Source organism: Halomonas sp. LC1, from assembly GCF_030247125.1.
In the GTDB taxonomy this organism is placed as follows: domain Bacteria; phylum Pseudomonadota; class Gammaproteobacteria; order Pseudomonadales; family Halomonadaceae; genus Vreelandella.
Window position 1 is genome coordinate 31876 of sequence record NZ_JASSPG010000004.1, and the last position, 24087, is coordinate 55962.

The following is a 24087-nucleotide window of genomic DNA, read 5'->3' on the forward strand; positions in this document are numbered from 1 at the left end:
GTGTGCAGTGGGGCGATTCTACCTGATGGTGGCCCGCTTCAACACCGCTGATGCCCTCCTGCCAGGGCGCGCATGGGCCGCACCGAGATGGGTTGCCCAGGCGTGAGCAAAAAACGCAGCGCTCCGTCATGGGCGGTACTCCACAAACAGCTCTGCTGCTGCCGAAAACGCCGCACCACGTCGTCGGCAGGATGCCCGAACGCATTGTCTCTCCCTGCACTGAACACTACGTGCTGTGGCGTGGTATGACGGACGAATTGAACGCCCGAACTCGTTGCGCTGCCGTGGTGCCCTGCCACTAAAACGCTGACTGGACCATCGAGCTGCGTGAGAAGCTGGCGCTCCACTTGCCGGCCTACGTCCCCCGTCAGCAGCAGCTGGTGCTCACCGACCTTCACTGCCAAGACGCAGGAGCGATCGTTCGAGGAAAGCGCGTTCTTACCCCTCGGTGGCCACAGAACGCGATAGCGAATGCCATCCATTTGCCAGTGCTGCCCTTGACGACAGGGCCGGCCCGCGACCGGTAACGCCTCACCCTCGGGTGCCCACCACTGACCCACCTGATGATCGGCCAATAGCGCGTCGACGCCTCCAGCATGGTCAGTATCCGCATGGCTGACGATCACTTGATCGATGACTTGACCGGGAGGCCACAGACTTTGCAGCGGCATGAAGCCACTGCGAAAACGCGGCCCCGTGTCATAGAGAAAACGACGGTTGGCGCTGCGCAGCTCGACCAGTTGGCCTTGCCCCACGTCATGTACGGTCACACGAAGCTGCCCATCGGCCAGCGCCGACTCTCGGGGCCACCCGGGTAGCGTCGCGACGAGCGCCAGTGACGCGATCCCAAGCCAGCGCGGCATGGCAGGCAATCCCCAGCACAGTGACACCAGCACCAGGCTTCCAGCGAGTGGATAGACCAACGGGGCAGGCGGCTGCCAGAGAGGAGCCGCGTCGACCGCGACACGCAACAGCCAGTGAAAAGCTGCCAACGCCTGCTCGAAGACCCACCAAGGCAGCATTTCAAGGCCGGGCAGCGGCGAGAACAGCCAGCCAAGCAGCGCGCTCGGCACCATGATGGAGCTGACCCAAGGCACGGCTAGCAAATTGATCAAAGGTGCAACGGGGGCCACACGCCCAAACGCCAACAGCACGGCTGCCGCCATCAATGGGGCAAGTAACAGTTGGGAGCGCAACAATGCCCAGCACCAGCCCTTGATACCGCGAGGCCGAGCGCGTCCCTGCCAAATGATGATCAACCACCCCACTGCCAAGAACGATAGCCACAGCCCTGGTCGCCACAAGGCAAGGGGGTCGACTATCAGTACCAGCGCAAGCGCGAGCCACCACGCCTGCCAGGGTCCGGGAGCATGACGACCGCTCAACACCCAAAGGCCTAGTAGCGTCATAATCATCGCACGCATGGCCGGGGGCGCTAATCCTGCCAGTCCGGCATAGGCGACGGCCGCCGCACCGGCTAGCCACCAGGGCCACGTCCGCAGCCGCCAATGGGTGGGAGAGCTCAAGCGAGCGCTATAGCGCCCTAGCAACAGCACGAAAGAGGCCACCAACCCCACGTGCAATCCGGAGATCACCACTAGGTGCGTCGTCCCGGTGGCATTCAGCAGCGCCCAGTCCTCCTGGGTAAGCTGCTCGCTATCTCCTAGCGTGAGCGCCGCTAACCAGCGTTGAGTACGGGGTGCAAGTGGACGCTGTGCCAACCACGCTGAGGCCCACGGGCGTAACCGAGGAGCGGCAGCGGCCAGCTTTTGCGGCGCAGGGTCCGTACGCACGTAGCCGGTAGCGTGTATCCCTTCGCGCCAAAGCCACTGCTCGTAGTCGAATGCATGAGGATTGAGAAAGCCAGAAGGCGGCCGCAGTCGTAAGATCATCCGCCAGCGCTCGCCTGCTTGGAACGTATGACCGTAGGCACTTACCCGAACGCTGCCTAAGCGCTCGCAGTTGGGTACGTGTGCAGGCGCCGTACAGCGCTCGATGTGCAAGCGCAGCCGCTGTGCCCCGGGCTGTGCTTGTACATCGACGACTTTGGCGTCAACCTCGAGATCTTGCCCGCTCAACCCAACGGGCAACCTGCGTGACCACTCCTGCTGAACGCTTAGCGCCACGACTCCCGCGATGAGCAGCCACGGCAGTGCGCTCGGCCGCGATGCCAGGCTCAGCAGGCCGCCCACGCTTAGCGCCAGCGGCAGTAACCACGTACCGCTCTGGGCACCGGTGAATCCTACGACAAGCCCGCCCACCAACGCCGCCAAGGCGGCAGGGATTGCCACCCCCCGTCCCATGCGCCCCTCCCTGGTGCTTCACCATTCCTGTGCACGCCATAGCCGAAGCCCTGCGCTATATGGATAATAGAAACCACTTATCGCAAGAGTACCTGACATGCCGCGCCGTTTCCTGCAGCGCTACATGCCAAAACCCGACACGCTAAAGCGCCAGCGCTCCCTGCGCTTCATGGCACCGCTGATTGCGGACCCGGGTTTATGGCTACTGACTCGACGCAGCGTGGCCAACGCGTTTAGCGTTGGGCTGTTCTGCGCGATGCTGCCCATCCCCTTTCAGATGGTGGTGGCAGCGTTGGGCGCGCGGCTGAGTCGCTGTAATTTGGCGCTGTCGGTGGGGTTGGTGTGGGTCACTAACCCGCTCACCATGCCGCTGATTTTTTATGCTAATTATCGCATCGGTACGTTTTTGTTGGACGCCCCTGCACGGGAGGCGCCTTCACGTATCTCGACACGCTGGGTTGCCGAACAGATGCACGACATTCTGCCGCCCTTACTGCTCGGGTCGTTGATCACGGCCATCGTCCTTGCCGCAGTTGCAAACGTCGGCATTCGTCTTATCTGGCGCTGGCACGTCTCTCATAACTGGAAGCGCCGCCGCCTGAAGAGGCGGCGGCGCAGGGCTCGCATCGAATCAGAGTTTGACGACTAAATCACCCCGCCTGTGCTACCAGGCGTCCTCCATCCAGCTTCATCACGCGATCCTGATGGGCCGCAAGACCCACATCGTGCGTAACGATGACGAAGGCGCAGGCGCTCTCTTTGGCCAGCTCATCCATCAGGCCCAGAATGGTAGCGGCAGTCGTCTGGTCCAGGTTGCCCGTTGGTTCATCCATTAAAACGAGACTAGGATCCGTGACGAGCGCGCGGGCAATCGCGACGCGCTGGCGCTCGCCCCCTGACAGCTCACCCGGCTTGTGGTCGGCACGGGCTTTCATGCCCACCCGCTCCAGTAACTGCATGGCCCGCTGTTCGGCGGCTTTTTTCGACTGACCACGAATGATCAGCGGTAGCGCCGCGTTCTCAACGGCGGTGAACTCCGCTAGCAGATGGTGGAATTGATAGACAAAGCCAATATATTGATTACGAAAGCGGCCTAGCGCCGCTTCGTTCAGCCCTGACAGCGGCTCACCGCCGATCACCACGCTGCCCGCACTGGGTCGATCCAACCCACCCAACAGGTTCAGCAGGGTCGTTTTTCCCGATCCAGAGCTACCCACGATCGCGACGCGCTCACCGGCATGCACGGTGAGTTCGAGCTGGTCCAGTACGGTCAGATCCTGAGGGCCTTCGCTGTAAATGCGAGTCAGCTCACGGCATTCCAGCATGACGGCGTTTGCGTTGGTTGACGTCATCGGAGCATCCTTATTCATAGCGAAGTACATCGGCAGGCTGAACCCGAGCGGCTCGCCATGCAGGGTAAAGCGTCGAGAGGAAGGTCAGGCCGAAGGCAGCCAACACGATGCCACGCACATCGCTCCACTCCAGCCGTGACGGCAGGTCGCTGATGAAGTAAACCCCGGCATCCAGGAACTGAATACCAAAGGCGCTCTCGAACCAGCTAATGAGGTCGGAAATGGTGAGCGCCAACAAAATGCCCACGGCGACCCCAACGGCAATCCCAATCAGCCCGATGGCTAGGCCCTGTACGATGAAAATGCCCATGATCGAGCGCGGCGTGGCGCCAATCGTGCGAAGAATGGCGATATCGGCACGCTTGTCCGTGACGACCATGACCAGCGTGGAGACGATATTAAAGGCGGCAACGGCGATGATCACCGTGAGCAGCAGCGCGATCATGCGCTTTTCCATTTGAATCGCCTGGAAAAGATTACCGTGGGAAAAGGTCCAATCCGTGCCGCGATAGCCCGGGCCCAGCTCGTTCACGATGGCTTGGGTTTCACTCCCAGCAATGAACAAGTCATCGAGTTCCAGTCGCAGCCCGCCCACCGCATCGCCCAAGCGAGCCAGCGTTTGCATATCCTCAATATTGGCATACGCAAGACTTGCATCGAGATCGGCACCGACGCTGAAAATACCGCTCACAGTAAATCGCTTGAGCCTGGGGAACACGCCCGCTGGCGTAATGGATGCCTCAGGCACGAGCAGAGTTACGCGGTCACCCACCCCGACGCCTAATCGACGCGCAAGCATCGACCCCAGCACGACGTTCCACTCTCCCGGCACCAGATCGGACAGTTCACCCTCGCGCATGTGCTCACCAATGATGGAAACGCGATCTTCCCAATCCGGGTGAATGCCGTTGACCATCGCCCCTTGGTTTCGGCCACCGGCAGAGAACATGCCCTGCTGCTCCACGTAAGGTGCGGCGCCGATCACTCGCTCGCGCTGCATCAACTGCTCTGCCAGCGACTCCCACTCCACCAACCCTTCCTGGGATTCGATTTTGGTGTGGGGCACCATGCCCAAAATGCGTGTGCGCAGCTCGTGATCGAACCCATTCATCACCGACAGCACCAGAATCAGTACCGCGACGCCCAACATCAAGCCCAACATCGACGTCAGGGAAATGAACGAAATAAAGTGGTTCCGGCGTTTAGCGCGCACATAGCGCAGCCCCACCAGAAAAGGCAAACGATCAAGCATGGCGACATTCCTTAATAATGGGCGTCCATGGTACGGTTTTTTTAGCATGGCTGCATGTGCAAACGCAGCCTTAGAGTCGCGGCTGCGAACACCGTTCCCTTGATGACGGTATCGCTTGCAACTTGTGAGGCAACCCCCTAAATTGCGCCCGTTCCTCTTGCCCGCTGGGTAAGCTTATTCTGACTAGAGAGAGCACCGTTGACGTTGGCTACCAAGACCCACCGCCTACTGCCCGAGTGGCACCCTCAAGATGGCCTGCAGCTCACCTGGCCCCGCCCTGACGGCGACTGGGCACCGATGCTGGCGCGTATCGAGGCCACGCTCGAGCGCATCGTACTGGCCGCCGCGCGCTACCAACGCGTCATCATTAGCGTGCCCGACGAGGCGACTTACCAGCGCCTAACCGCCAGCTTCGAAGCGTACGGCATCCCCAAACAGCAGCTGCTGCTCATTGTCGCACCCACCGATGATACCTGGGCGCGGGATCACGGGCCGATCACGGTGTTGGACGAAGATGACCAGCCGTTGCTGCTGGATTACACCTTCACTGGCTGGGGCGGCAAGTTTCCTGCCGAACGGGATAACCAGCTAACGCAGTGGCTGGCAGATGCAGGCGTATGGGCCTGCCCGGTGGCTTCTCGTGACATGGTACTGGAAGGCGGCGCCATCGAAACCGACGGCGAAGGCACACTGCTCACCACCGACGCTTGCTTGCTGAATCCCAACCGCAACCCGTCACTCTCCCGTGCCGATGTCGAAGCGAGATTGGCAGACGACTTTGGTGTCGACCGAGTACTGTGGCTTACGCATGGGAACTTAGAAGGTGACGACACCGACAGCCACGTGGATACGCTGGCACGTTTTTGTAGTCCCACCACCATTGCCTACGTGCGCTGCGATGACCCCACCGATCCCCACTATGCGGCCCTTCAGGCCATGGAGCAGGAACTGAAAGCGTTTCGTCAGCGTAATGGCGATCCCTACCGGCTCGTTCCGCTTCCCTGGCCCCAGGCCTGCTTTGATCCTGAAGATGGGCATCGCCTACCGGCCACCTACGCCAACTTTTTGATCATTAACGATGCCGTGCTGGTCCCTACCTACGGGGATCCTGCGGATGTCACGGCCCTCCAGGCGCTGGCTACGGCCTTTCCCGAGCATACGCTGATTCCCATCGAGTGCGTCAGCGTGATTCGACAGCACGGTAGCCTGCACTGCTTAACCATGCAGCTACCCAAAGGTACGCTTGTGCCTGCGACCACTCACTCTTAAGGAGGGCAGCATGTCCCAGACACTCAACGTGGCGGTTGTTCAACAAGCCGCATGGCCAGACAAAGCACGCAGCTTAGCCGAAAGCGAAGCAGGCATTCGCACGGCAGCGAGCCAAGGGGCACAGCTCGTGCTATTGCAAGAGCTGCATGCCACCCACTACTTCTGCCAATACGAAGACCCGGCGCTGTTCGATCTTGCTGAATCCCTGGATGGCCCCACCGGCCAGCGGCTAGCAGCACTGGCAAAAGAGTTGGATATCGTGCTGGTAGGCTCGCTGTTCGAGAAACGCGCGGCGGGGCTTTACCACAACACGGCCGTGGTCTACGACCGCGCTCAGGGGCGGGTGGGTCAGTACCGTAAGATGCACATTCCCGACGACCCTGGGTTCTACGAGAAGTTTTACTTCACCCCTGGCGACGCCGACGACACTCGCAAAGAGGGCTTTACCCCAATCGATACGTCCGTGGGGCGGTTAGGGATTTTGGTGTGCTGGGACCAGTGGTATCCAGAAGCTGCGCGCCTGATGGCGCTGGCGGGTGCCGAGCTGCTGCTCTACCCCACCGCCATTGGCTGGGATCCTAACGACGACGACGCCGAAAAGACGCGGCAAAAAGATGCCTGGACGCTGATTCAGCGTGCCCATGGCGTTGCCAACGGACTGCCTGTTCTGGTGGCTAACCGCGTCGGCTTTGAAGCGGACCACTCCGGCGTGGGCGACGGTATCGCGTTTTGGGGCGGTAGCTTTATTTGCGGCCCACAAGGCGAGCTGTTAGCACATGCGGGTGAAGAGACCGAGCAGTTAGTCGTAAGCCTGGATATGGCGCGTAGCGAAAACACCCGCCGCATTTGGCCCTACCTGCGCGACCGTCGGGTCGACGCGTATGGCGACCTGACCCGCCGCTATCGCGACTAAGCCTAGACACTCGCCCTGAAAACTCAAAACGCCTGCCCTGTTACCAGAGCAGGCGTTTTGCTATCGGCGATCAGGTAAAAGCGCTTACTTCCAGAAATCGCGAATCGAGGCAATCCCTTGAGCGCCCACTGCGCGCGCGTGGTTGGCATCGAAGCGGGTCATTCCACCTAGCGCGAACACTGGCATACCGGCACGCTCCACCAGCTGCTGGAAGTCATGCCAGCCCATGGGGGCCACTTCCGGGTGCGACGGCGTCGTACGCAGCGGCGATAGGGTGACGAAATCACACCCTAACACGGCCGCCTGGGAGAGCTGTTTCTGGTCGTGGGTAGAAGCTGACAGCCACTTGTTTTCGGCAATCGGGCGGCGATCTAGCTGCATCAACCGGGCGCTGGTCAGGTGAATGCCATCGGCGTCGACCTGGTCCAGCAGGGTTGGCTCACCGTTGAGCAGCAGTTTCGCGCCGTATTCGCGACACAGCGTGAGGGCGCGTTCGGCACGCGCGACGTACGCCGCATCATCCAAGCTTTTCGCACGCAATTGAACAAGACGGACGTTGTCTTCGCGCAGTGCGCGCTCCAGCAGCGCTGCGAAACGCTCGTCATCAGGCTCTTCACCGGTGATCAGGTACTCGGTGGGTAGCATGACGGCTCGGAGGATCGGCAGGTTTGCCGCCGGGAACGGATAGTTCACCAGCTCGTTCATCGGCACCCAGCGCACCGCCTGACCTTCACGACCAAATGGCTCACCCGCAAACTCGTGTACCTGCCATACATCAAGCAGGATATGTTTGTCAGGGTATTCATGGTGAACACGAATGAGCGGCTGGGCACGAACGATCTCTACCCCCAACTCTTCATGCAGCTCACGTTTGAGGCCCTCTAGTCCCGTTTCGTAAGGGGCCAGTTTGCCACCAGGAAACTCCCAAAGGCCGCCGTGATCGACGTTGGAAGGCCGGCGCGCGATCAGCACGTGCTTTTGATCGGCGCTGATCATCGCAGCCGCCGCAACATGAACCCGTCGTTTTACCATTACACTCATTACGTCTTATCCACTTTGTGCGCGCCGCCTTGCTTGCACGGCGCTATCTCGCTGCGTTAGCACGTTGCCGCAGCCTTAGCTGCGGTAATCCGCGTTGATGGACACATAGTCATGGGAGAGATCCGAGGTCCACACAGTGGCCGCCTCGTCACCACGTCCCAAATTAATGCGAATTGTGATCTCTTCCTCAGCCATGACGGCACTGCCCGCCGCCTCGGTATAGCTGTTCGCACGGCCACCGTTTTCCACCAAACGCACATCGCCCAAATCGATGACGACACGGCTGACATCGAACGACGCCACCGGCGCGCGCCCCACCGCCGCCAAGATACGTCCCCAGTTGGCGTCGGAAGCGTACAGTGCGGTTTTGACCAGCGGCGAGTGAGCCACGGTGAAGGCGACGTCCAATGCCTCTTGGCGCGTACAGGCCTCGTTCACCTGCAGCGTGATGAACTTGGTCGCCCCCTCGCCATCGCGGATGATCGATTGGGCCAGCTCGGTCATCACCCGCTGCAGGGCATTACGGAAAACGGCGACGTGTTCGTCGCTTTCGATACGCGCTCCAGTGCCCGTTGCCGCCAGCATGCAGGCATCGTTGGTCGAGGTATCGCTATCCACCGTGATGCAGTTGAACGAACGATCCACCGTTTCTCGCAGCAGCGTGGCGAGTAACGGCTGCGCGATGGCCGCATCGGTCATCACGAACCCCAGCATGGTGGCCATGTTGGGCTTGATCATACCCGAGCCTTTGGTAATGCCGTTGATCGTGACCTGCTGGTCGCCAATCATCACGGTGACCGTGGCCCCTTTCGCGCGGGTGTCGGTGGTGAGAATGCCTTCTCCTGCCTGCTGCCACGCCTGGCTCGAGTCGGCCAGCGTTGCCAACGCGTCAGGCAAGCCTGCCAGCAGACGAGCCATGGGCAGCGGCTCGCCAATCACGCCGGTGGAGAACGGCAGTACCTGGGTGGTGTCCACCCCGGCTTGCTCGGCCACCGCGGCACAGCTGGCATAGGCATCCTGCAGTCCTGCCTCACCCGTTCCCGCATTGGCGTTGCCGGTATTGATGAGCCAGTACCGGGGCGCAAGGCCGCTCTCTGCGCACGCCTCAAGGTGTGACTTGGCCACCACCACGGGAGCGGCACAGAACGCATTGCGCGTGAACACGCCCGCCACGGTGGCCGTCTCGGGCAGTTCGATCACGACCATGTCGCGGCGGTCCGGCTTCTTGATGCCCGCCTTTGCAGTCCCTAGACGCACCCCGTCAAGGGGTGGCAATTCCGGAAAGGGAAGATGTCCCACCGCCATGTTTCTCTCCTTTACGCACACTGACGTATGCGCGTGATTAGCTCAATTTGCCGCAGCACTGCTTGTACTTCTTACCGGAGCCACATACGCAGGGGTCGTTGCGGCCCACTTTCGGGTTTTCACGACGCAGCGGACGACCATCGGCGCCGGGAGCGGCTTCGCTCGGCTCGGTATCGGGTGCCTCATGACGGCTAGCAGCCGTCGCCTTCTCACGGGCCAGTTCTTCACGGCGCTTCTGCTCCAGAGCATCGACCTCTTCTGGCTGACGCACCTGAACGTGGCTGAGAATACGCGTGACATCGGCTTTGATGTTGGTCAACAGATGCTGGAACAGCTCGAAGGACTCGCGCTTGTACTCCTGTTTGGGGTTTTTCTGTGCATAGCCACGCAGGTGGATACCGCGACGCAAATGATCCATGGACTGCAGGTGCTCTTTCCAGCGGGTATCCAGCACTTGCAGCATCACCTGTTTCTCGAAGCGACGAATCAGCGCTTCACCAGCGGACTCGATCTTCGCTTGGTAGGCGTCTCGATGCATGGTTTGCAGACGCTCGCGCAACTTCTCTTCACTGAAGCGCTCGTCCTCGTCCGCCCACTTAACGACCGGAGCATCGAGATTGAACTCCGTTTTCAGATGCGCTTCCAGACCAGGCAGATCCCACTGCTCGGCCAGACTTTGAGGGGGCACGTAATCGCTAATCGCGTCTTCCATCACCTCCTCTCGAATACCCACCACCGCAGCGGAGACGTCATCAGAGGCGAGGATTTCATTACGCTGCTCGTAAATCACGCGGCGCTGATCGTTGGCAACGTCATCGTACTCCAGCAGCTGCTTACGAATATCGAAGTTACGCCCTTCTACTTTCTTCTGCGCGCGCTCGACCGCATTGGAAACCATCTTGTGCTCGATGGCTTCGCCACGCTCAAGCCCCAGCGCCTGCATCAAGCGCTTCACCCGGTCGGAGCCAAATAGGCGCATGAGGCTGTCTTCCAGCGAGAGGAAGAAGCGTGTAGAGCCTGGATCGCCCTGACGACCGGCACGACCACGGAGCTGGTTATCGATACGGCGAGATTCATGGCGCTCAGAGCCCACCACGTGCAAGCCACCGGCTTCCAGTACCGCATCATGGCGCTTTTGCCACTCGGCTTTGAGCGCATCGATTTGAGCTTGCGAGGGGTTGTGCAACTTAGCGGCCTCAGCTTCCCAGTTACCGCCTAGCATGATATCGGTACCGCGACCCGCCATGTTGGTAGCGATAGTGATCGCGCCGGGACGGCCAGCCTGGGCAATAATTTCCGCTTCGCTTTGGTGCTGCTTGGCGTTCAAAACGTTAAATTTCAGCCCAGCCTCACGCATTAGGCGCGCCAAATACTCAGACGTTTCAATGGAGGCGGTACCCACCAACACCGGGCGGCCGGCGTCGGTTTCTGCCTTCACGTCTTTGATGATGGCTTCGTACTTCTCTTCCGCACTGAGGTACACCAGATCGTTGAGATCCTTACGCGCCAGCGGGCGGTTGGTGGGAATGACGATGACATCCAGGCCGTAAATCTGACGGAATTCGAACGCTTCGGTATCTGCCGTGCCCGTCATGCCCGACAACTTTTCATACAGACGGAAGTAGTTCTGGAACGTGGTAGACGCCAACGTCTGACTTTCTCGCTGAACCGTTACTCCCTCTTTGGCTTCGACGGCTTGGTGCAACCCCTCGGACCAACGACGGCCAGGCATCGTACGGCCAGTGTGCTCGTCGACGATCACTACCTGACCTTCGGCGACGATGTAATCCACATCCAGGTGATAGAGATGGCGTGCGCGCAGCGCGGAGTGCATGTGCTGTAACAGGTTGAGGTTTTGCGCGGCGTAGAGCGACTCGCCTTCGCCCAACAGCCCTTCGGCTCGCATGAGCTCTTCGACTTTGTTGTGCCCCTGTTCGGTCAACTCTACCTGCTTCTGCTTCTCGTCGAGCACGAAATCGCCGCTTACCGGCGCGTCCTCATCTTCGGAGACTTCTCCCTGCTCGAGCTGCTGGGCAAGGCGGTTGACGATGCCATAGAGGTCGGTATTTTCATCTACCGCGCCGGAGATGATCAGCGGCGTGCGCGCTTCATCGATCAGGATGGAGTCCACTTCGTCGACAATCGCGTAGTGCAAACCGCGCTGAACTTTGTCTTCCAGCGAGAACGCCATGTTGTCGCGCAGGTAGTCGAAGCCAAACTCGTTGTTGGTGCCGTAGGTAATGTCACACTGGTACGCGTGACGTTTCTCTTCCCCCGTCTGTCCGGCGAAAATAACGCCCACCGTGAGCCCCAGGAATTCATACAGGGGGCGCATCCACTCCGCATCGCGACGGGCAAGGTAGTCGTTCACGGTCACGACATGCACGCCTTTACGGGTCAGCGCGTTCAAATAGACCGCGAGCGTGGCAACCAGCGTTTTACCTTCCCCGGTTTTCATTTCCGCGATTCGACCACGATGCAAGGTCATACCACCGACCATTTGCACGTCAAAGTGTCGCATTCCCATGACTCGCTTGCTGGCTTCACGCACCACGGCAAACGCATCGGGCAGTAGGCTATCCAGCGCTGCCCCGTCGTCTAGGCGCTGGCGCAGTTCTGGAGTTTTCGCTTGAAGCTCGGCATCGCTCAGGCCCGCCAGGGTCTCTTCCAGCGCATTGATGCTCTGCACGCTTTTCTGCATGCGCTTGACTTCACGGTCGTTCTTGGAACCGACTACTTTACGTAACAAGTTGTTAATCATGAAATTTCCAAATCATCGTGAGCGCCCCATCCAGGTACGCTCAGGTATCAAGCAAAGAGGGTGATATGAAGCGATGCGTTATCGAGCAGGCGGGCCACGGGGCGTCACGACATCGCGGGCAGCGACGAGCGGGAGCGCGAACGGCAGAAAAGACAAAGGGCGACGGGGGGCCTGGGGCGCTCGCCGCGTTTGACGGTGAAACCAGCGGCGAAGCGCGCGCCGTTTCTTCGCGATCCAGTGAGATTGGGCGCGAAGCATAGCAGGCATCCAAAAGCAGATGCAGACGCCACGGTCGCTACTTCTCAGTGCGTCGGATGGGTGTAGACTAGCGGGTAATAAACAGCTCACCAGTAAGCCAGCCAACCACCAACGCGCTAGGCCATAGCGTCGAGGACGCCTTGGCGAAGCAGATTCGATCTGTAACGTTGATGACATGCTGTGGACTGGCTCCCGAGCGTGTTAGGCTCTGTCTATTGGCGGTCAAACACAGGTGCTGCTCGTAGTTGCCAGTACGACGCCACTCGCAACACCCTAGGAATCAAGTTGATGAGTATAAAGGTTAAGCGTTCTCGCGCACAGCCCATTGCCCAACTGCTGACCAAGTCAGGCGGCGTTGGCCAGCTCATGCGGCAATCACGCTTGATTGATCAAGCGCAGCGCCATCTTCGCGCTCATTTACCCGACGAAATGCGCGAACACATTTTCGTGGGCGGCTTCAGCAGCGGGCGCCTGACTCTCATCAGCGGACAAGCAAGCTGGCTGACGTGGCTACGCTACGAGCAATCGCGACTATTATCGCTACTTCATCAGCTCCCTGGCTTTGAAGGAGTAACAGGATTTACCCTCAAAGTGCGTCCCGTACGCCCCATCGAATCGCCTAAACGCTTCACGCGAACGCTTTCCGACGACGCAGGCAAAACCTTGGCCGAATGCGCCAAAGACACCGACAGCCCTAGCCTGAGACATGCCTTAGAGCGCTTAGCCTCTCACGCGCGTTCGGAAGATACCAAAACGTCACGCTAGAAGCGCTTACCCAAAACAAACAAAGCACCGCCGAAGCAGTGCTTTGTAGATGGGGGACCCTTTCACGATTTCAACTCGTCCCCAACATTTTGTTTTTCGGCAAATTACGCCATCGCCGGTGCCGCATAGGAGATAGGGGCCACGGCCTTCTCTTCTTCAAACGTCACGATCTCGTAAGCATCCGGCTGAGCCATCAGCTCACGGCACAGCTGATTATTCAGGGCATGACCCGACTTCACGCCACGGAATTCGCCAATCAAGCTGTATCCCAGCTGGTACAAATCGCCAATGGCATCTAGTACCTTGTGTTTGACGAACTCGTCTTCGTAGCGCAGACCACCCTCGTTGACGATACGGTAATCGTCGACCACGATCGCGTTTTCCAGGCTGCCCCCCAAGGCTAAATTGTTGGAGCGCAGGTACTCTAGATCGCGCATGAACCCAAAGGTGCGCGCCCGGGAGACTTCTTTGACAAACGACGTGGTCGAAAAATCGATCAGCGCAGTTTGTTTCTGCTGTTCGAAAACCGGATGGTCGAAATCGATGGCAAACGAAACCTTGAAACCTTGATGGGGCAAAAAGGTGGCTTCTTTATCGCCATCGGTCACGCCAATACGGCGCTTGATGCGAATGAATTTTTTCGCCGCGTCCTGCTCCAGGATACCGGCCGATTGAATCAGAAAAACGAACGGACTAGCGCTACCATCCATGATAGGCACTTCGGGGGCGCTGATATCGACGTAGGCATTGTCGATGCCCAAACCCGCAAAGGCGGACATGAGGTGCTCGACGGTCGCCACTTTGACGCCTTCATGAGAGAGTGCCGTACACAACGTGGTGTCTTCGACTAGCTCGGCACGGGCAGGTACATGTACCACGGGGTCCAGATCGGTTCTGACAAACACAATGCCGGTGTTGGCCGGCGCCGGACGCAAAGCCATATGGACTTTTTTGCCAGAGTGCAGACCCACTCCAGTGGCGCGAATGACGTTTTGTAATGTGCGTTGTCTGATCATGGGTAGTGGTCAAGCTCTAATGACGGCGGCTTGCGGCGAATTGCCACAGGATCCGCAGGGGAAGAAAGTTATCAAACAGTGTTCACTTTAACAGCAAACGAGCGTTTTAACCAATAAAACTCTCGTTTGCTGCTGCAATGAACCTGATAGCGAGCGTTAATCCGCCTGACGGCGTAGAAACGCGGGGATATCCAGGTAGTCGTCAGCATCCGCTGCGCGACGTTTCTCAGCGCGCGGTTTTGGCGCTGCATCGGGGGCTTCCGCGCGTGCCGTGGCCTGCTGACGCATCACGGTGGGTTGCTGAAGTTTTCGGTAGTCAGAGCCACCGGCCTCTGCCGCTGAACGACGAGCGGGCTCGCGCGCTGCCGAAGCTTTGGCTTTACTGCCATCGAGACCCGCCGCAACGACCGTCACACGCAGCTCATCGGACATTTCCATGTCGATGGACGTACCGACCACGATCGTCGCCTCTTGGGACGCAAACTCCTGAACCGTGGCACCGACATCGTTGAATTCGCCAATCGAGAGGTCGGGACCTGCAGTGATGTTGACCAAAATGCCGCGCGCGCCGTGTAGATCGATATCTTCCAGTAGCGGGCTGCGAATGGCTTTTTCAGCCGCTTCGCGGGCACGGTTTTCACCCGTGGCTCCGCCAGTGCCCATCATCGCCATGCCCATTTCCGACATAACGGTGCGCACATCGGCAAAGTCGACGTTGATGATGCCAGGGCTGGTGATCAGCTCCGCGATACCCTGGACCGCGCCCAGTAGTACATCGTTGGCAGCACTGAAGGCCGTCAGCAGCGTGGCATTCTTGCCAAGCACCGACAGCAGCTTTTCATTAGGAATGGTGATCAATGAATCGACGTGCTCGGAGAGCTCTTTCATGCCCTCTTCAGCAGCGCGCATCCGCTTAGGCCCTTCGAAGGGGAAGGGGCGTGTCACGACCGCTACCGTCAAAATACCCAGCTCTTTGGCTACCTGCGCTACCACGGGCGCACCGCCGGTACCGGTGCCCCCCCCCATGCCAGCGGTAATGAAGACCATGTCGGCACCGCTGAGCAGTTCGGCAATGCGCTCACGATCCTCCATGGCAGCCTGACGGCCCACTTCGGGATTCGCGCCAGCACCAAGGCCTTTGGTGATCTCGCTACCTAGCTGCAGCACCGTCTTTGCCGATACGCGCTTGAGGGCCTGAGCATCGGTATTGGCGCAAATGAATTCGACGCCTTCGATGTTGCTCTCGACCATGTGGTTGACCGCGTTACCGCCACCGCCGCCAACGCCCACTACTTTGATGACCGCACTGCTCGAGGGTGCGTTATCTACCAATTCGAACATAAGCCCCGTCTCCTGAACCGCGCTTGCGGCCCTATCAGAAATTTCCTTTGAACCAGCCTTTGATTCTTGCCAGCGCCGAATGGCCATCCTTGATATCACGCCGGGCTAATTCGTTACGTCCTTTGTGGGCCGCAACGACTCCCCCGTGGCTTTCTAGGCCTTGCCCATGACGCGTTTCCTGCAGTGCATAATGCAGTAAACCAACGCCCGTCGCATAGATAGGATTGCGAACCACATCTGCCAAGCCTCTGACATTTTGCGGGCAGGCAATACGAACCGGCATGTGAAAAATCTCTTCTGCCAATTCGCTTACACCTTCCATGCGCGAGGTGCCGCCGGTGAGCACCACCCCCGCAGCGACCATATCTTCATAGCCGCTGCGACGTAATTCGTCTCTTACCAAGGTAAACAGCTCTTCGTAACGTGGCTCGACCACTTCTGCCAGCGCTTGGCGCGATAGGTCTCTGGCTGGACGGTCACCGACACTGGGAACCTTGATCATCTCATCGCTTGCTGCCAATTGTGTTAACGCGCAAGCGTATTTCACTTTAATCTCTTCGGCGTGCTGAGTCGGCGTGCGCAGCGCCATGGCGATATCGTTGGTAACCTGATCGCCAGCAATGGGAATGACCGCCGTGTGGCGAATCGCTCCCTCGGTAAAGATCGCCATATCGGTGGTGCCACCGCCGATATCGACCATACAAACACCCAGCTCACGCTCGTCCTCAGTCAGCACGGCCATGCTCGACGCAAGCTGTTCGAGAATGATCGCGTCGACATCCAACCCACAGCGGCGCACGCACTTCTCGATATTCTGAACGGCATTGAGGGCCGCCGTCACCAGATGCACTTGGGCTTCCAGCCGCACGCCGGACATCCCCAACGGCTCGCGAATGCCGCCTTGGGCATCGATCGAGAACTCCTGCGGCAGCACGTGCAGCACACGCTGGCCTTCGGAAATCGCACGAGCGCGCGCAGAGTCGATCACTCGGTCGATATCGGAAGGCGTGACTTCACGCTCTTTAATTGCCACGACACCGTCTGAGTTCATCGAGCTAATATGACTGCCGGCCACACCCACGTACACCGAGTGAATATCGCACCCTGCCATCAACTCCGCTTCTTCTACGGCGCGCTGAATCGACTGAACCGTCGATTCGATATTGATGACGACGCCGCGCTTCATGCCGCGCGACGGATGTGAACCGATACCGGCAATTTCAATCCCACCATCATCGGTGGGTTGACCGACTATCGCGACGACCTTGGACGTTCCAATGTCCAGCCCGACAACCATATTGGATGCGTTGGGTGAGCCTGCCATGAGTCGGGGAATCTCCTTGCCGTCATTTTAAATAATACGGAAGATACTTTAATTGCCTTAGCAAAAAGAGCAGCTGCCAAATTGAAATTAGTAACGTTAAACTTAATACGCGATGAACCGTGCTAACCGCTGATAGGATAATAAAAACCCACCCACAGCACCGCTAGGGACATAGTATAGAAACAATAGTCGCAATACGACTAGCCCACGCCCACGATAATTGGCTTGAACGGCAATTTAAACCCCATTGACGGGTTTTTCGGCGTTGGCAACCACTCACCTTTACCTACTTTTTGCACATTGTCATCGACGGTTACTCTGCATTTGTCGATGGTTCACTCTCTTGAAACTCTGTTTCTCCGTGCCAAGCGACCGCGACACCATTAGGGTAGCGCAAATCGATGTAGCGAATATGATCGCTGACATTGGCAAGTTCGCGTTGCCAAGAAGCTGACAGTCTCGCCAATCGCTCGCCGTGCTGACGACGGCCCAACATTACCCAAGCACCGCTGGATAGCTGTAAACGCCAGGCGCCACGCGGCTCCAATCGTAGCTGAGCGAGCGACAGGGATAACCCAGCGAAGTGCGGCAGCAAACGCTGATAGTAGGCCAACACTTCTTCACTGCTCCCCCCAGGGCCTGCCAAGTCGGGCAAGCCTTCAGGAACGGCAAGGGGAGCAAAAGCAAACGGCTCCCCTTCGGGGTTCAAGAGAAACTCGTCGTTCCAGCGTGCCACCGGCGTTTGCTCGACGAGTTCGAAGACCAGCGCGTTGGGCCACTCACGGGAGATGCGCACCTCGTTTAGCCACCCAATGGTGAGTGCGCGACGGCGAAGTTCGCCCAAATCAGCCGATAACCAGGTCGCTTCCTGCACCAGCGGCGCTAACTGGGTACGTAAATAGTCGGCGCTGACGTACTCCCACTCACCGCGGATCGACACTCGCTCGATGGGGCGGTCCAGCCATAACCACAGCGCTCGCCCCCCGGCACCCAGCAGTAGCGCCAACAGCACAACGCCTAGCCATGCGTTGCGTTTTTTCATAACACGCCTTTTACCCAGTCCATCATGACGCAACGCTCGGCGCGATCGCCGTCTGCAAAATCCGCATGACCAGGGTGTCGAAGTCGATACCCGCATGGGCAGCCGCTTGCGGAACGAGGCTATGATCGGTCATGCCCGGCACCGTATTCACTTCGATGAGCCAAAACTGCCCTGCTTTGTCCCGCATGACGTCGATGCGTCCCCAGCCCCGACCGCCTACCGCGACAAACGCTTCTTTACAGAGCGCTGCCAAAGACTGCTCCTCCTCATCGGACAAGCCGCAGGGCAAGTGGTATTGGGTGGTATTGGCGATGTATTTGGCTTCATAGTCATAGAAACCGCCCGGCACCTCGACGCGAATGGCAGGCAAGACGTCATCTCCCAGCAGCGCCACGGTGTACTCATCACCGACGACGAATCGCTCTGCCATGACACGCGCATCGAACTTGGCCGCTGCCGTATACGCCGATCGCAGCTCCTCTTGGCTTTTGACGATACTGATGCCCAAGGTAGAGCCTTCATGCACCGGTTTGACCATCATTGGCAGGCCGAGCTGCTCAACCACGGCGGCCCAGTCGGCGTGCTCGCTGAGCATGATGCATTCCGGCGTGGGCAAGCCCACGGCCTGCCACACTTGCTTGGTACGCTGCTTGTCCATCCCCAACGCGGAGGCCAGTACGCCGCTGCCGGTATAGGGCAGGCCTAGCAGCTCGAGTGCCCCTTGCAAGGTTCCGTCTTCGCCGCCGCGACCGTGTAGCGCAACGAACACTGCGCTGGGTGCCAAACGCTCGAGTCCAGCGAGGCCACCCTCTTTAGGGTCGTAGCCGATCGCATCCACACCCTGACGCTTTAGGGCAGCCAAAATCGCTGCGCCGCTTTTGAGAGACACCTCTCGCTCGGCAGAGGTGCCGCCATACACGACGACGACACGGTCCAAGGAACCGACTTGCCCCCTGTTCATAGCGCCACCTCGTCTAGCGCCAGCTTGGCCTGAGCCAAACGTAGCGAAATACCGCCCACATCCCCAGCGCCCTGAGTAATCAAGATATCACCCGGCCGCAGCACGTTAGTCAGCAAGGCGGGCAGTTCATGCTTGTGCTCGACAAAGAGCGGGTCGACTTCCCCGCGCTGTCGGATGGAGCCTGCCAACGTGCGCCCTTCTGCCCCAGGCAGTACGGCCTCGCCCGCGCTGTACACATCCAGCAGCACCAGCGTATCCACCTGAGAGAGCACGCGTACGAAATCCTCGTATAGATCCCGAGTGCGGCTATAGCGGTGAGGCTGGTAGAGCATTACCAGACGGCGGTCGGGCCAGCCGGCTCGCACTGCCTGAATCACCATGTCGACTTCACGGGGATGGTGGCCATAGTCGTCCACCAGCATGATCTCGCCGCTCCCCGACGGTGCTGGAAAGTGGCCGTGTACCTGAAAACGGCGCCCCACGCCTGCAAATCCGGTCAGTCCCCGTTGAATCGCCTCATCGCTGACGCCTGCGTCCGTCGCCACCACGATCGCCGCCATGGCGTTGAGCGCATTGTGTCGTCCTGGCATGGCCAAGCGAATAGCCAGCGGCGCGGCATCGCCGGGGCGCAGCGCGGTGAACGAGACCTCTCCCCCCTGCTGCGAAAAGTCGACGATGCGATAGTCGGCATCTTCGTCGAAGCCATAGGTGACGAACTGTCGCTTCACCTGCTCACACAGGCCACGCACGTGGGGGTCGTCGATACACAGCACCGCCAGCCCGTAGAACGGCAGATTGTGCAAGAATTCGATGAACGTGCTTTTTAGCCGCTCGAAGTCACCGCCATAGGTCGCCATGTGGTCGGCATCGATGTTCGTCACGATCGAAACCATGGGCTGCAGGTGCAGGAACGACGCGTCGGATTCATCGGCCTCGGCCACCAGGTAGTCGCCCTCACCCAAGCGGGCGTTGGCACCGGCACTAGTGAGCTTACCCCCAATCACGAACGTCGGATCCAACCCCCCTTCCGCTAGCAGCGTGGCCGTCAAGCTGGTGGTGGTGGTTTTGCCATGGGTGCCCGCCACGGCAATGCCATGGCGAAAGCGCATCAGCTCTGCCAGCATTTCAGCACGACGCACCACCGGCACGCGGTGCTCATGGGCCCAGCGTATTTCAGGGTTGGCATCGTCAATCGCACTGGACACCACGACCACGTCGGCTCCCTGGACATGCGCTTCCGCATGACCGATCGCCACGTTGACACCGCACTGGCGCAGACGCTCTACCACGGCGGACGCTTTCATATCGCTACCGCTGACTTGGTAACCCTGGTTCGCCAATACCTCGGCGATACCGCACATGCCTGCACCACCGATACCCACGAAATGCAGCCGCTGAATACGACGCATGCCGGGGCCGGCAGGGCGTGCGCCCCGCGGCGACAGGTTAGTCACTGAATCGGTCACGCAGTTTCTCCTTGCTTTACCAAACCCAAACAGCCGTCGGCAAGACGCTCGGTGGCATCTAAATGAGCAGCCTGGCGCGCCTTCGACGCCATGGTCGCGAGCCTGTCAGGGTCCAATAATTCATCTAGTAATTGGGTTAAACGCTCAGGCGTCAGCGCGGACTGAACCACACACTGCGCCGCTCCCGCCTTGACCAACACATCGGCATTGACTCGCTGATGGTCATCGACGGCAAAGGGAAAAGGCACCAACAGCGCCGGTTTGGCGGCAGCCGCCAACTCTGCCACCGTTAATGCCCCCGCACGGCATACCACCAAATCCGCCCAGGCATAGGCCGCTGCCATATCATCAATGAACGGGCTGACATCGGCGACGATGCCATGTTCCGTGTAAGCTTGCGCCGTCGCGACATCGCGCTCTTTACCGGCTTGGTGGCGAACGTCAGGACGCCGCTCTGGCGGTAGCGCGGCCAGTGCCGGGGGCAACCGCTCGTTGAGAGCAACCGCTCCCAAGGAGCCACCCACTACCAGCAGCCTGAGCGGCCGCCCCACCAGATCCGACACCTGCTTGGGATGCTCCCCTAGCGCCGTGATCTCATCACGCACGGGGTTACCAATGACGACAGCCCGCTGGCCGAACGCATCGTCGAAGGCGGCGTAGGTACGCGTCGCCAGGCGCGACAGCACTTTGTTGGTCAGACCCGCCACGGCGTTCTGTTCGTGAATCACGAGCGGCACCCGCGACAGCCACGCCGCTAGCCCGCCAGGGCCGCTGGCGAAACCGCCAAGCCCCACGACGACGTCCGGCTTGAAACGCTGAATGATACGCCGCGCCTGCAATACCGCCTTGGAAAGATTCATGGGCGCTTTGCACCAGCCAACGAGCCCTTTACCTCTTAGCCCTTGAATGGCGATGGTGTGCAGCGGAATACCGGCTTTGGGCACCAACTGATTTTCGATACCGCGCGGGCTCCCGAGCCATTCCACGTCGACACCCTTGGCTTGTAACGCATGCGCTAACGAAAGCGCAGGAATGACGTGCCCACCGGTCCCCCCGGCCATGATCAATATCCGTCGACGTGAGTTGGTCGCCACAAACGGCTCCTTGAGTGATTACGATAAACGTGGTTCTCGACGCGCACGATAAGGGGTCGGCGTACGTCGCGGGCGGTGGCGAGTTTCCGCATCGACCCGTAGCAGCAGCCCGATCATCATACCGGTCACCAAGAGGCTAGAACCGCCGTAACTGATGAGTGGCAATGTGAGGCCTTTGGTCGGCAACAGACCAGAGCTCACCGCCATATTGATGAACGCTTGAGCAGCGACGATAAAACCAATCCCATAGCTGACGTAGGCACCGAACAGATGACCTGCCAGCTCTGCCCGACGGCCTACCCACATCGCGCGTACGATGAACAGGGTAAACAGCAGCACCATGGCAATGGCGCCAATCATGCCCAGCTCTTCGGCCACCACGGCAAAAATGAAATCCGTATGCGCTTCCGGTAAATAGTGAAGTTTTTGGACGCTGTTGCCCAACCCCGTGCCGGTGACGTGGCCACGGCCAAACGCAATCAGCGCCTGGGTCAACTGATAGCCAGTGGCAAACTGATCCGCCCAAGGGTCGAGGAAGCTGGTCCAGCGCGCCAAGCGGTAAGGCTCCATCACGACCATCATGACCGCGCCAAACCCTAACACGCCACCGCTGCCAACCAGCAGCGTCAGCGACGCACCGCTCATCATCAGCATGCCAATGACACAAACGGTGTAGACCACCATGCCGCCGAAGTCTGGAGCAAGAAATAGCAGACTCGCAGGCACCGCCAGAACGGCCAGGGGCCGCCACATGGTAAACGCCCGCTGACGCAACTCGTAGGTAAAACGCGACATAAATGCCGCCATGTAGAAGATCAAACCGATTTTCGCCAACTCCGAGACCTGCAAACTCGGTAGCGGTCCCGGCAGTGAAATCCAGCGCTTACTGCCGTTCACTTCCTGACCGATGATCAGCACCACTACCAGCATGAAAATACTGACGAGCAGAATGAGCGCCGCATTCTGGCGCCAAAGCTCCAGAGGCACGCACAGCATGAACAGGCAAGCCGCCATCGCCAAGACCAAAAAAATGCCGTGCTGCCGGGAGTAGTGGTAGCTATTCTCCAGAAGTCCTATCGAGGCAGAGCTGACCATGACCCAGCCCAACCCCGCCAGCGCCACGACGGCCAAGACCAGCCAGATATCACAGGGCAGATGCTGAGTCGTCAAGGCAGCGCGCAAGCGCTGAATACGGCTAACGGACGCATCGCTCATATCGTCAACTCATTACGTTTGCGCGCCACCCACTGACGAAAGACATCGCCACGGGCTTGGTAATTCGCGAATTGATCCAGGCTGGCACAAGCGGGAGACAGCAGCACACAATCACCGGGCTCGGCCATGGCAAAGGCAACTTCCATGGCCTGCGTCAAGTGCTCGACCCGCTCCACGGGCAGTGCCCCTGCCAGCGTTTCCATCAAACGAGGCGCATCGGTGCCAAATACGATCGCCGCACGGGCACACTCAGCAAGTGGAGCCGTTAGGGGCGTAAAGTCAGCGCCCTTGCCCACGCCCCCCGCCAGCAGGATGAGCTTTCCATCGAGAGTGGGACCAATACCGTTGATGGCCGCCAGCGTGGCCCCAACGTTGGTTCCTTTGGAATCATTGACCCAACGGACCCCGTTAATATCGGCGATCCATTCGCTTCGATGGGGCAAACCCGCGAATGCTCGCAGGGCACGACACATGTCCTCGCGACCGAAGCCTAACGCGTTTCCCATCGCCAGTGCAGCCAACGCATTGGCATAATTATGCCGACCCGCCATCTGAAGCTCGTCAGCCGCCAACCAAGGCGTCTGCCCCTGCATCAACCACCAGCGTCCCTGGCGCTCGTCGAGCCCCCAGGACTGGCCGGTGGGTGGTTCACTGCGGAAGTAGTCGACGTGGTCGAGCATCGGCTCTGGCCACGTCTGGGCATCGTCTGCGTTCACCACGGCGTGCGCGGCGCCCAGGAAGATGCGCTGTTTGGCCTGACGGTAACCCGCCAAGTCGCCGTGCCGATCCAGATGGTCGTCGCAAAGATTCAAAAACGCCACCGATGCAGCGCCTAGCCACGGGGTCGTTTCTAGCTGAAAACTGGATAGCTCCAGAATGTAGAGGTCAGCGTCAGGCTGCTGCGCCAACAGATCGAGCGCAGGTGTCCCTAAATTGCCCCCCACCGCGGCCTTGATTCCCGATGCAGCGGCCATCTCGCCGAGCAGCGTGGTGACGGTGGATTTGGCATTCGACCCGGTAATCGCGGCAATGGGTGCCTTGACGGCACGCTTGAACAGGGCAATTTCACCCACGAGCATCGGGTCACCGGTGGCCGGATTGTGACGATCCAGCAACCCCTCCAAACCTGCCGTCCGAGGGTCGACCCCCGGACTGATGACGACCTCGTAAGCCTCGCGCATATCCAGCAGCGTCAAGGCACCACAATGTACGTGGACACCAGGGTGCGCTTGCTGAAAGACTTCGAGTCCCGGCGGGGTCTCGCGGGTATCCGCCACCATGAACGGCCTACCCAACTGGGTAAGATGACGGCAAATGGCCTGACCAGAAACTCCTAGTCCGACGACCACCGTAAATCCGTTGGGTACCTGCACCATGTGGCTCCTTCTGCCTTGTGCTAAAGGCGGGCT

19 protein-coding genes are annotated in these 24087 nt (G+C 59.5%); 4 read left to right on the forward strand and 15 right to left on the reverse strand.

The features are described 5' to 3' along the window. Nucleotides 1-38: 38 nt before the first annotated feature. The gene (locus QIT27_RS07665) at nucleotides 39-2303 is read right to left on the reverse strand and encodes a DNA internalization-related competence protein ComEC/Rec2 (protein ID WP_285263388.1); all 2265 of its coding nucleotides are present in this window, start codon (nucleotides 2301-2303) and stop codon (nucleotides 39-41) included. A gap of 97 nt (nucleotides 2304-2400) precedes the next feature. Between QIT27_RS07665 and QIT27_RS07670 the strand changes: the two genes are divergently transcribed. Next, nucleotides 2401-2952 carry a DUF2062 domain-containing protein gene (locus tag QIT27_RS07670; RefSeq protein WP_159342527.1) on the forward strand — a complete coding sequence of 184 codons (552 nt, stop codon included), beginning with the start codon at nucleotides 2401-2403 and terminating at the stop codon, nucleotides 2950-2952. 1 nt (nucleotide 2953) lies between these two features. Here the strand turns inward: QIT27_RS07670 and QIT27_RS07675 are convergent, their stop codons facing one another. Both QIT27_RS07675 and QIT27_RS07680 read right to left on the reverse strand, forming a co-directional pair. Continuing rightward, the gene (locus QIT27_RS07675; protein ID WP_253016002.1) at nucleotides 2954-3655 is read right to left on the reverse strand and encodes an ABC transporter ATP-binding protein; all 702 of its coding nucleotides are present in this window, start codon (nucleotides 3653-3655) and stop codon (nucleotides 2954-2956) included. Between the two features lie 10 nt (nucleotides 3656-3665). Continuing rightward, nucleotides 3666-4907 (reverse strand): lipoprotein-releasing ABC transporter permease subunit, encoded by a 1242-nt coding sequence (locus QIT27_RS07680; protein ID WP_285263389.1) that lies wholly within the window; start codon nucleotides 4905-4907, stop codon nucleotides 3666-3668. A 198-nt stretch (nucleotides 4908-5105) separates the two neighbouring features. Between QIT27_RS07680 and QIT27_RS07685 the strand changes: the two genes are divergently transcribed. Together QIT27_RS07685 and QIT27_RS07690 are read left to right on the forward strand one after the other, a co-directional pair. Further along, nucleotides 5106-6176, forward strand: a complete 1071-nt coding sequence (locus QIT27_RS07685; RefSeq protein ID WP_285263390.1) for an agmatine deiminase family protein — start codon at nucleotides 5106-5108, stop codon at nucleotides 6174-6176. A gap of 10 nt (nucleotides 6177-6186) precedes the next feature. Further along, nucleotides 6187-7089, forward strand: coding sequence for a carbon-nitrogen hydrolase (locus QIT27_RS07690; RefSeq protein ID WP_285263391.1), 903 nt, complete (start codon nucleotides 6187-6189; stop codon nucleotides 7087-7089). An 84-nt stretch (nucleotides 7090-7173) separates the two neighbouring features. Here QIT27_RS07690 and QIT27_RS07695 read toward each other — a convergent pair whose 3' ends face one another. The 3 genes from QIT27_RS07695 to secA all read right to left on the reverse strand — a co-directional run bounded on the left by QIT27_RS07695 (nucleotide 7174) and on the right by secA (nucleotide 12196). Further along, a complete protein-coding gene (locus tag QIT27_RS07695; protein WP_285263392.1) occupies nucleotides 7174-8130 on the reverse strand; it encodes a Nudix family hydrolase in 957 nt (318 codons plus the stop codon). A gap of 75 nt (nucleotides 8131-8205) precedes the next feature. Then, on the reverse strand, nucleotides 8206-9435 hold the full coding sequence (argJ, locus tag QIT27_RS07700) for a bifunctional glutamate N-acetyltransferase/amino-acid acetyltransferase ArgJ (RefSeq protein WP_285263393.1): 1230 nt from the start codon (nucleotides 9433-9435) through the stop codon (nucleotides 8206-8208). Between the two features lie 37 nt (nucleotides 9436-9472). Beyond that, entirely contained in the window at nucleotides 9473-12196 is a 2724-nt protein-coding gene (gene secA / locus QIT27_RS07705) for a preprotein translocase subunit SecA (protein ID WP_285263394.1), read from the reverse strand. Between the two features lie 546 nt (nucleotides 12197-12742). On the opposite strand from secA, the gene QIT27_RS07710 reads away from it, so the two are divergent. After that, a complete protein-coding gene (locus tag QIT27_RS07710; protein ID WP_285263395.1) occupies nucleotides 12743-13219 on the forward strand; it encodes a DUF721 domain-containing protein in 477 nt (158 codons plus the stop codon). 104 nt (nucleotides 13220-13323) lie between these two features. Here QIT27_RS07710 and lpxC read toward each other — a convergent pair whose 3' ends face one another. From lpxC to murD, 9 genes are all read right to left on the reverse strand, one after another. Next, a complete protein-coding gene (gene lpxC, locus QIT27_RS07715; protein WP_159342535.1) occupies nucleotides 13324-14235 on the reverse strand; it encodes a UDP-3-O-acyl-N-acetylglucosamine deacetylase in 912 nt (303 codons plus the stop codon). A gap of 156 nt (nucleotides 14236-14391) precedes the next feature. Beyond that, complete coding sequence (ftsZ, locus tag QIT27_RS07720; RefSeq protein ID WP_285263396.1) at nucleotides 14392-15576, reverse strand: cell division protein FtsZ; 1185 nt, start codon at nucleotides 15574-15576, stop codon at nucleotides 14392-14394. 34 nt (nucleotides 15577-15610) lie between these two features. Continuing rightward, nucleotides 15611-16900, reverse strand: a complete 1290-nt coding sequence (gene ftsA / locus QIT27_RS07725; RefSeq protein ID WP_159342536.1) for a cell division protein FtsA — start codon at nucleotides 16898-16900, stop codon at nucleotides 15611-15613. Between the two features lie 313 nt (nucleotides 16901-17213). Then, nucleotides 17214-17942, reverse strand: coding sequence for a cell division protein FtsQ/DivIB (locus tag QIT27_RS07730; protein ID WP_285263397.1), 729 nt, complete (start codon nucleotides 17940-17942; stop codon nucleotides 17214-17216). Nucleotides 17943-17964: 22 nt separating this feature from the next. Then, nucleotides 17965-18903: a D-alanine--D-alanine ligase gene (locus QIT27_RS07735; RefSeq protein WP_285263398.1), complete on the reverse strand. Its 939-nt coding sequence runs from the start codon at nucleotides 18901-18903 to the stop codon at nucleotides 17965-17967. After that, nucleotides 18900-20312: a UDP-N-acetylmuramate--L-alanine ligase gene (gene murC, locus QIT27_RS07740; protein WP_159343771.1), complete on the reverse strand. Its 1413-nt coding sequence runs from the start codon at nucleotides 20310-20312 to the stop codon at nucleotides 18900-18902. The genes QIT27_RS07735 and murC overlap by 4 nt, the downstream gene beginning before the upstream one ends. Before the next feature lie 53 nt (nucleotides 20313-20365). Continuing rightward, on the reverse strand, nucleotides 20366-21463 hold the full coding sequence (gene murG, locus QIT27_RS07745; RefSeq protein ID WP_285263399.1) for an undecaprenyldiphospho-muramoylpentapeptide beta-N-acetylglucosaminyltransferase: 1098 nt from the start codon (nucleotides 21461-21463) through the stop codon (nucleotides 20366-20368). An 18-nt stretch (nucleotides 21464-21481) separates the two neighbouring features. Continuing rightward, nucleotides 21482-22678: a putative lipid II flippase FtsW gene (gene ftsW, locus QIT27_RS07750; protein ID WP_159342540.1), complete on the reverse strand. Its 1197-nt coding sequence runs from the start codon at nucleotides 22676-22678 to the stop codon at nucleotides 21482-21484. Then, nucleotides 22675-24054, reverse strand: coding sequence for a UDP-N-acetylmuramoyl-L-alanine--D-glutamate ligase (gene murD / locus QIT27_RS07755; RefSeq protein ID WP_285263400.1), 1380 nt, complete (start codon nucleotides 24052-24054; stop codon nucleotides 22675-22677). Before murD ends, ftsW begins: the two co-directional genes overlap by 4 nt. Between the last annotated feature and the right edge of the window lie 33 nt (nucleotides 24055-24087).

What these genes read in the sequence shown, in the direction of transcription:
- QIT27_RS07690 (WP_285263391.1), top strand. Translation starts at nt 6,187, where the DNA reads ATGTCCCAGACACTCAACGTGGCGGTTGTTCAACAAGCCGCATGGCCA.
- ftsZ (WP_285263396.1), bottom strand. Translation starts at nt 15,576, where the DNA reads ATGTTCGAATTGGTAGATAACGCACCCTCGAGCAGTGCGGTCATCAAA.
- QIT27_RS07670 (WP_159342527.1), top strand. Translation starts at nt 2,401, where the DNA reads ATGCCGCGCCGTTTCCTGCAGCGCTACATGCCAAAACCCGACACGCTA.
- murD (WP_285263400.1), bottom strand. Translation starts at nt 24,054, where the DNA reads ATGGTGCAGGTACCCAACGGATTTACGGTGGTCGTCGGACTAGGAGTT.
- murC (WP_159343771.1), bottom strand. Translation starts at nt 20,312, where the DNA reads ATGCGTCGTATTCAGCGGCTGCATTTCGTGGGTATCGGTGGTGCAGGC.
- lpxC (WP_159342535.1), bottom strand. Translation starts at nt 14,235, where the DNA reads ATGATCAGACAACGCACATTACAAAACGTCATTCGCGCCACTGGAGTG.
- QIT27_RS07730 (WP_285263397.1), bottom strand. Translation starts at nt 17,942, where the DNA reads ATGAAAAAACGCAACGCATGGCTAGGCGTTGTGCTGTTGGCGCTACTG.
- secA (WP_285263394.1), bottom strand. Translation starts at nt 12,196, where the DNA reads ATGATTAACAACTTGTTACGTAAAGTAGTCGGTTCCAAGAACGACCGT.
- QIT27_RS07665 (WP_285263388.1), bottom strand. Translation starts at nt 2,303, where the DNA reads ATGGGACGGGGGGTGGCAATCCCTGCCGCCTTGGCGGCGTTGGTGGGC.
- QIT27_RS07710 (WP_285263395.1), top strand. Translation starts at nt 12,743, where the DNA reads ATGAGTATAAAGGTTAAGCGTTCTCGCGCACAGCCCATTGCCCAACTG.
- argJ (WP_285263393.1), bottom strand. Translation starts at nt 9,435, where the DNA reads ATGGCGGTGGGACATCTTCCCTTTCCGGAATTGCCACCCCTTGACGGG.
- ftsW (WP_159342540.1), bottom strand. Translation starts at nt 22,678, where the DNA reads ATGAGCGATGCGTCCGTTAGCCGTATTCAGCGCTTGCGCGCTGCCTTG.
- ftsA (WP_159342536.1), bottom strand. Translation starts at nt 16,900, where the DNA reads ATGGCAGGCTCACCCAACGCATCCAATATGGTTGTCGGGCTGGACATT.
- QIT27_RS07675 (WP_253016002.1), bottom strand. Translation starts at nt 3,655, where the DNA reads ATGACGTCAACCAACGCAAACGCCGTCATGCTGGAATGCCGTGAGCTG.
- QIT27_RS07695 (WP_285263392.1), bottom strand. Translation starts at nt 8,130, where the DNA reads ATGAGTGTAATGGTAAAACGACGGGTTCATGTTGCGGCGGCTGCGATG.
- QIT27_RS07680 (WP_285263389.1), bottom strand. Translation starts at nt 4,907, where the DNA reads ATGCTTGATCGTTTGCCTTTTCTGGTGGGGCTGCGCTATGTGCGCGCT.
- QIT27_RS07735 (WP_285263398.1), bottom strand. Translation starts at nt 18,903, where the DNA reads ATGAACAGGGGGCAAGTCGGTTCCTTGGACCGTGTCGTCGTCGTGTAT.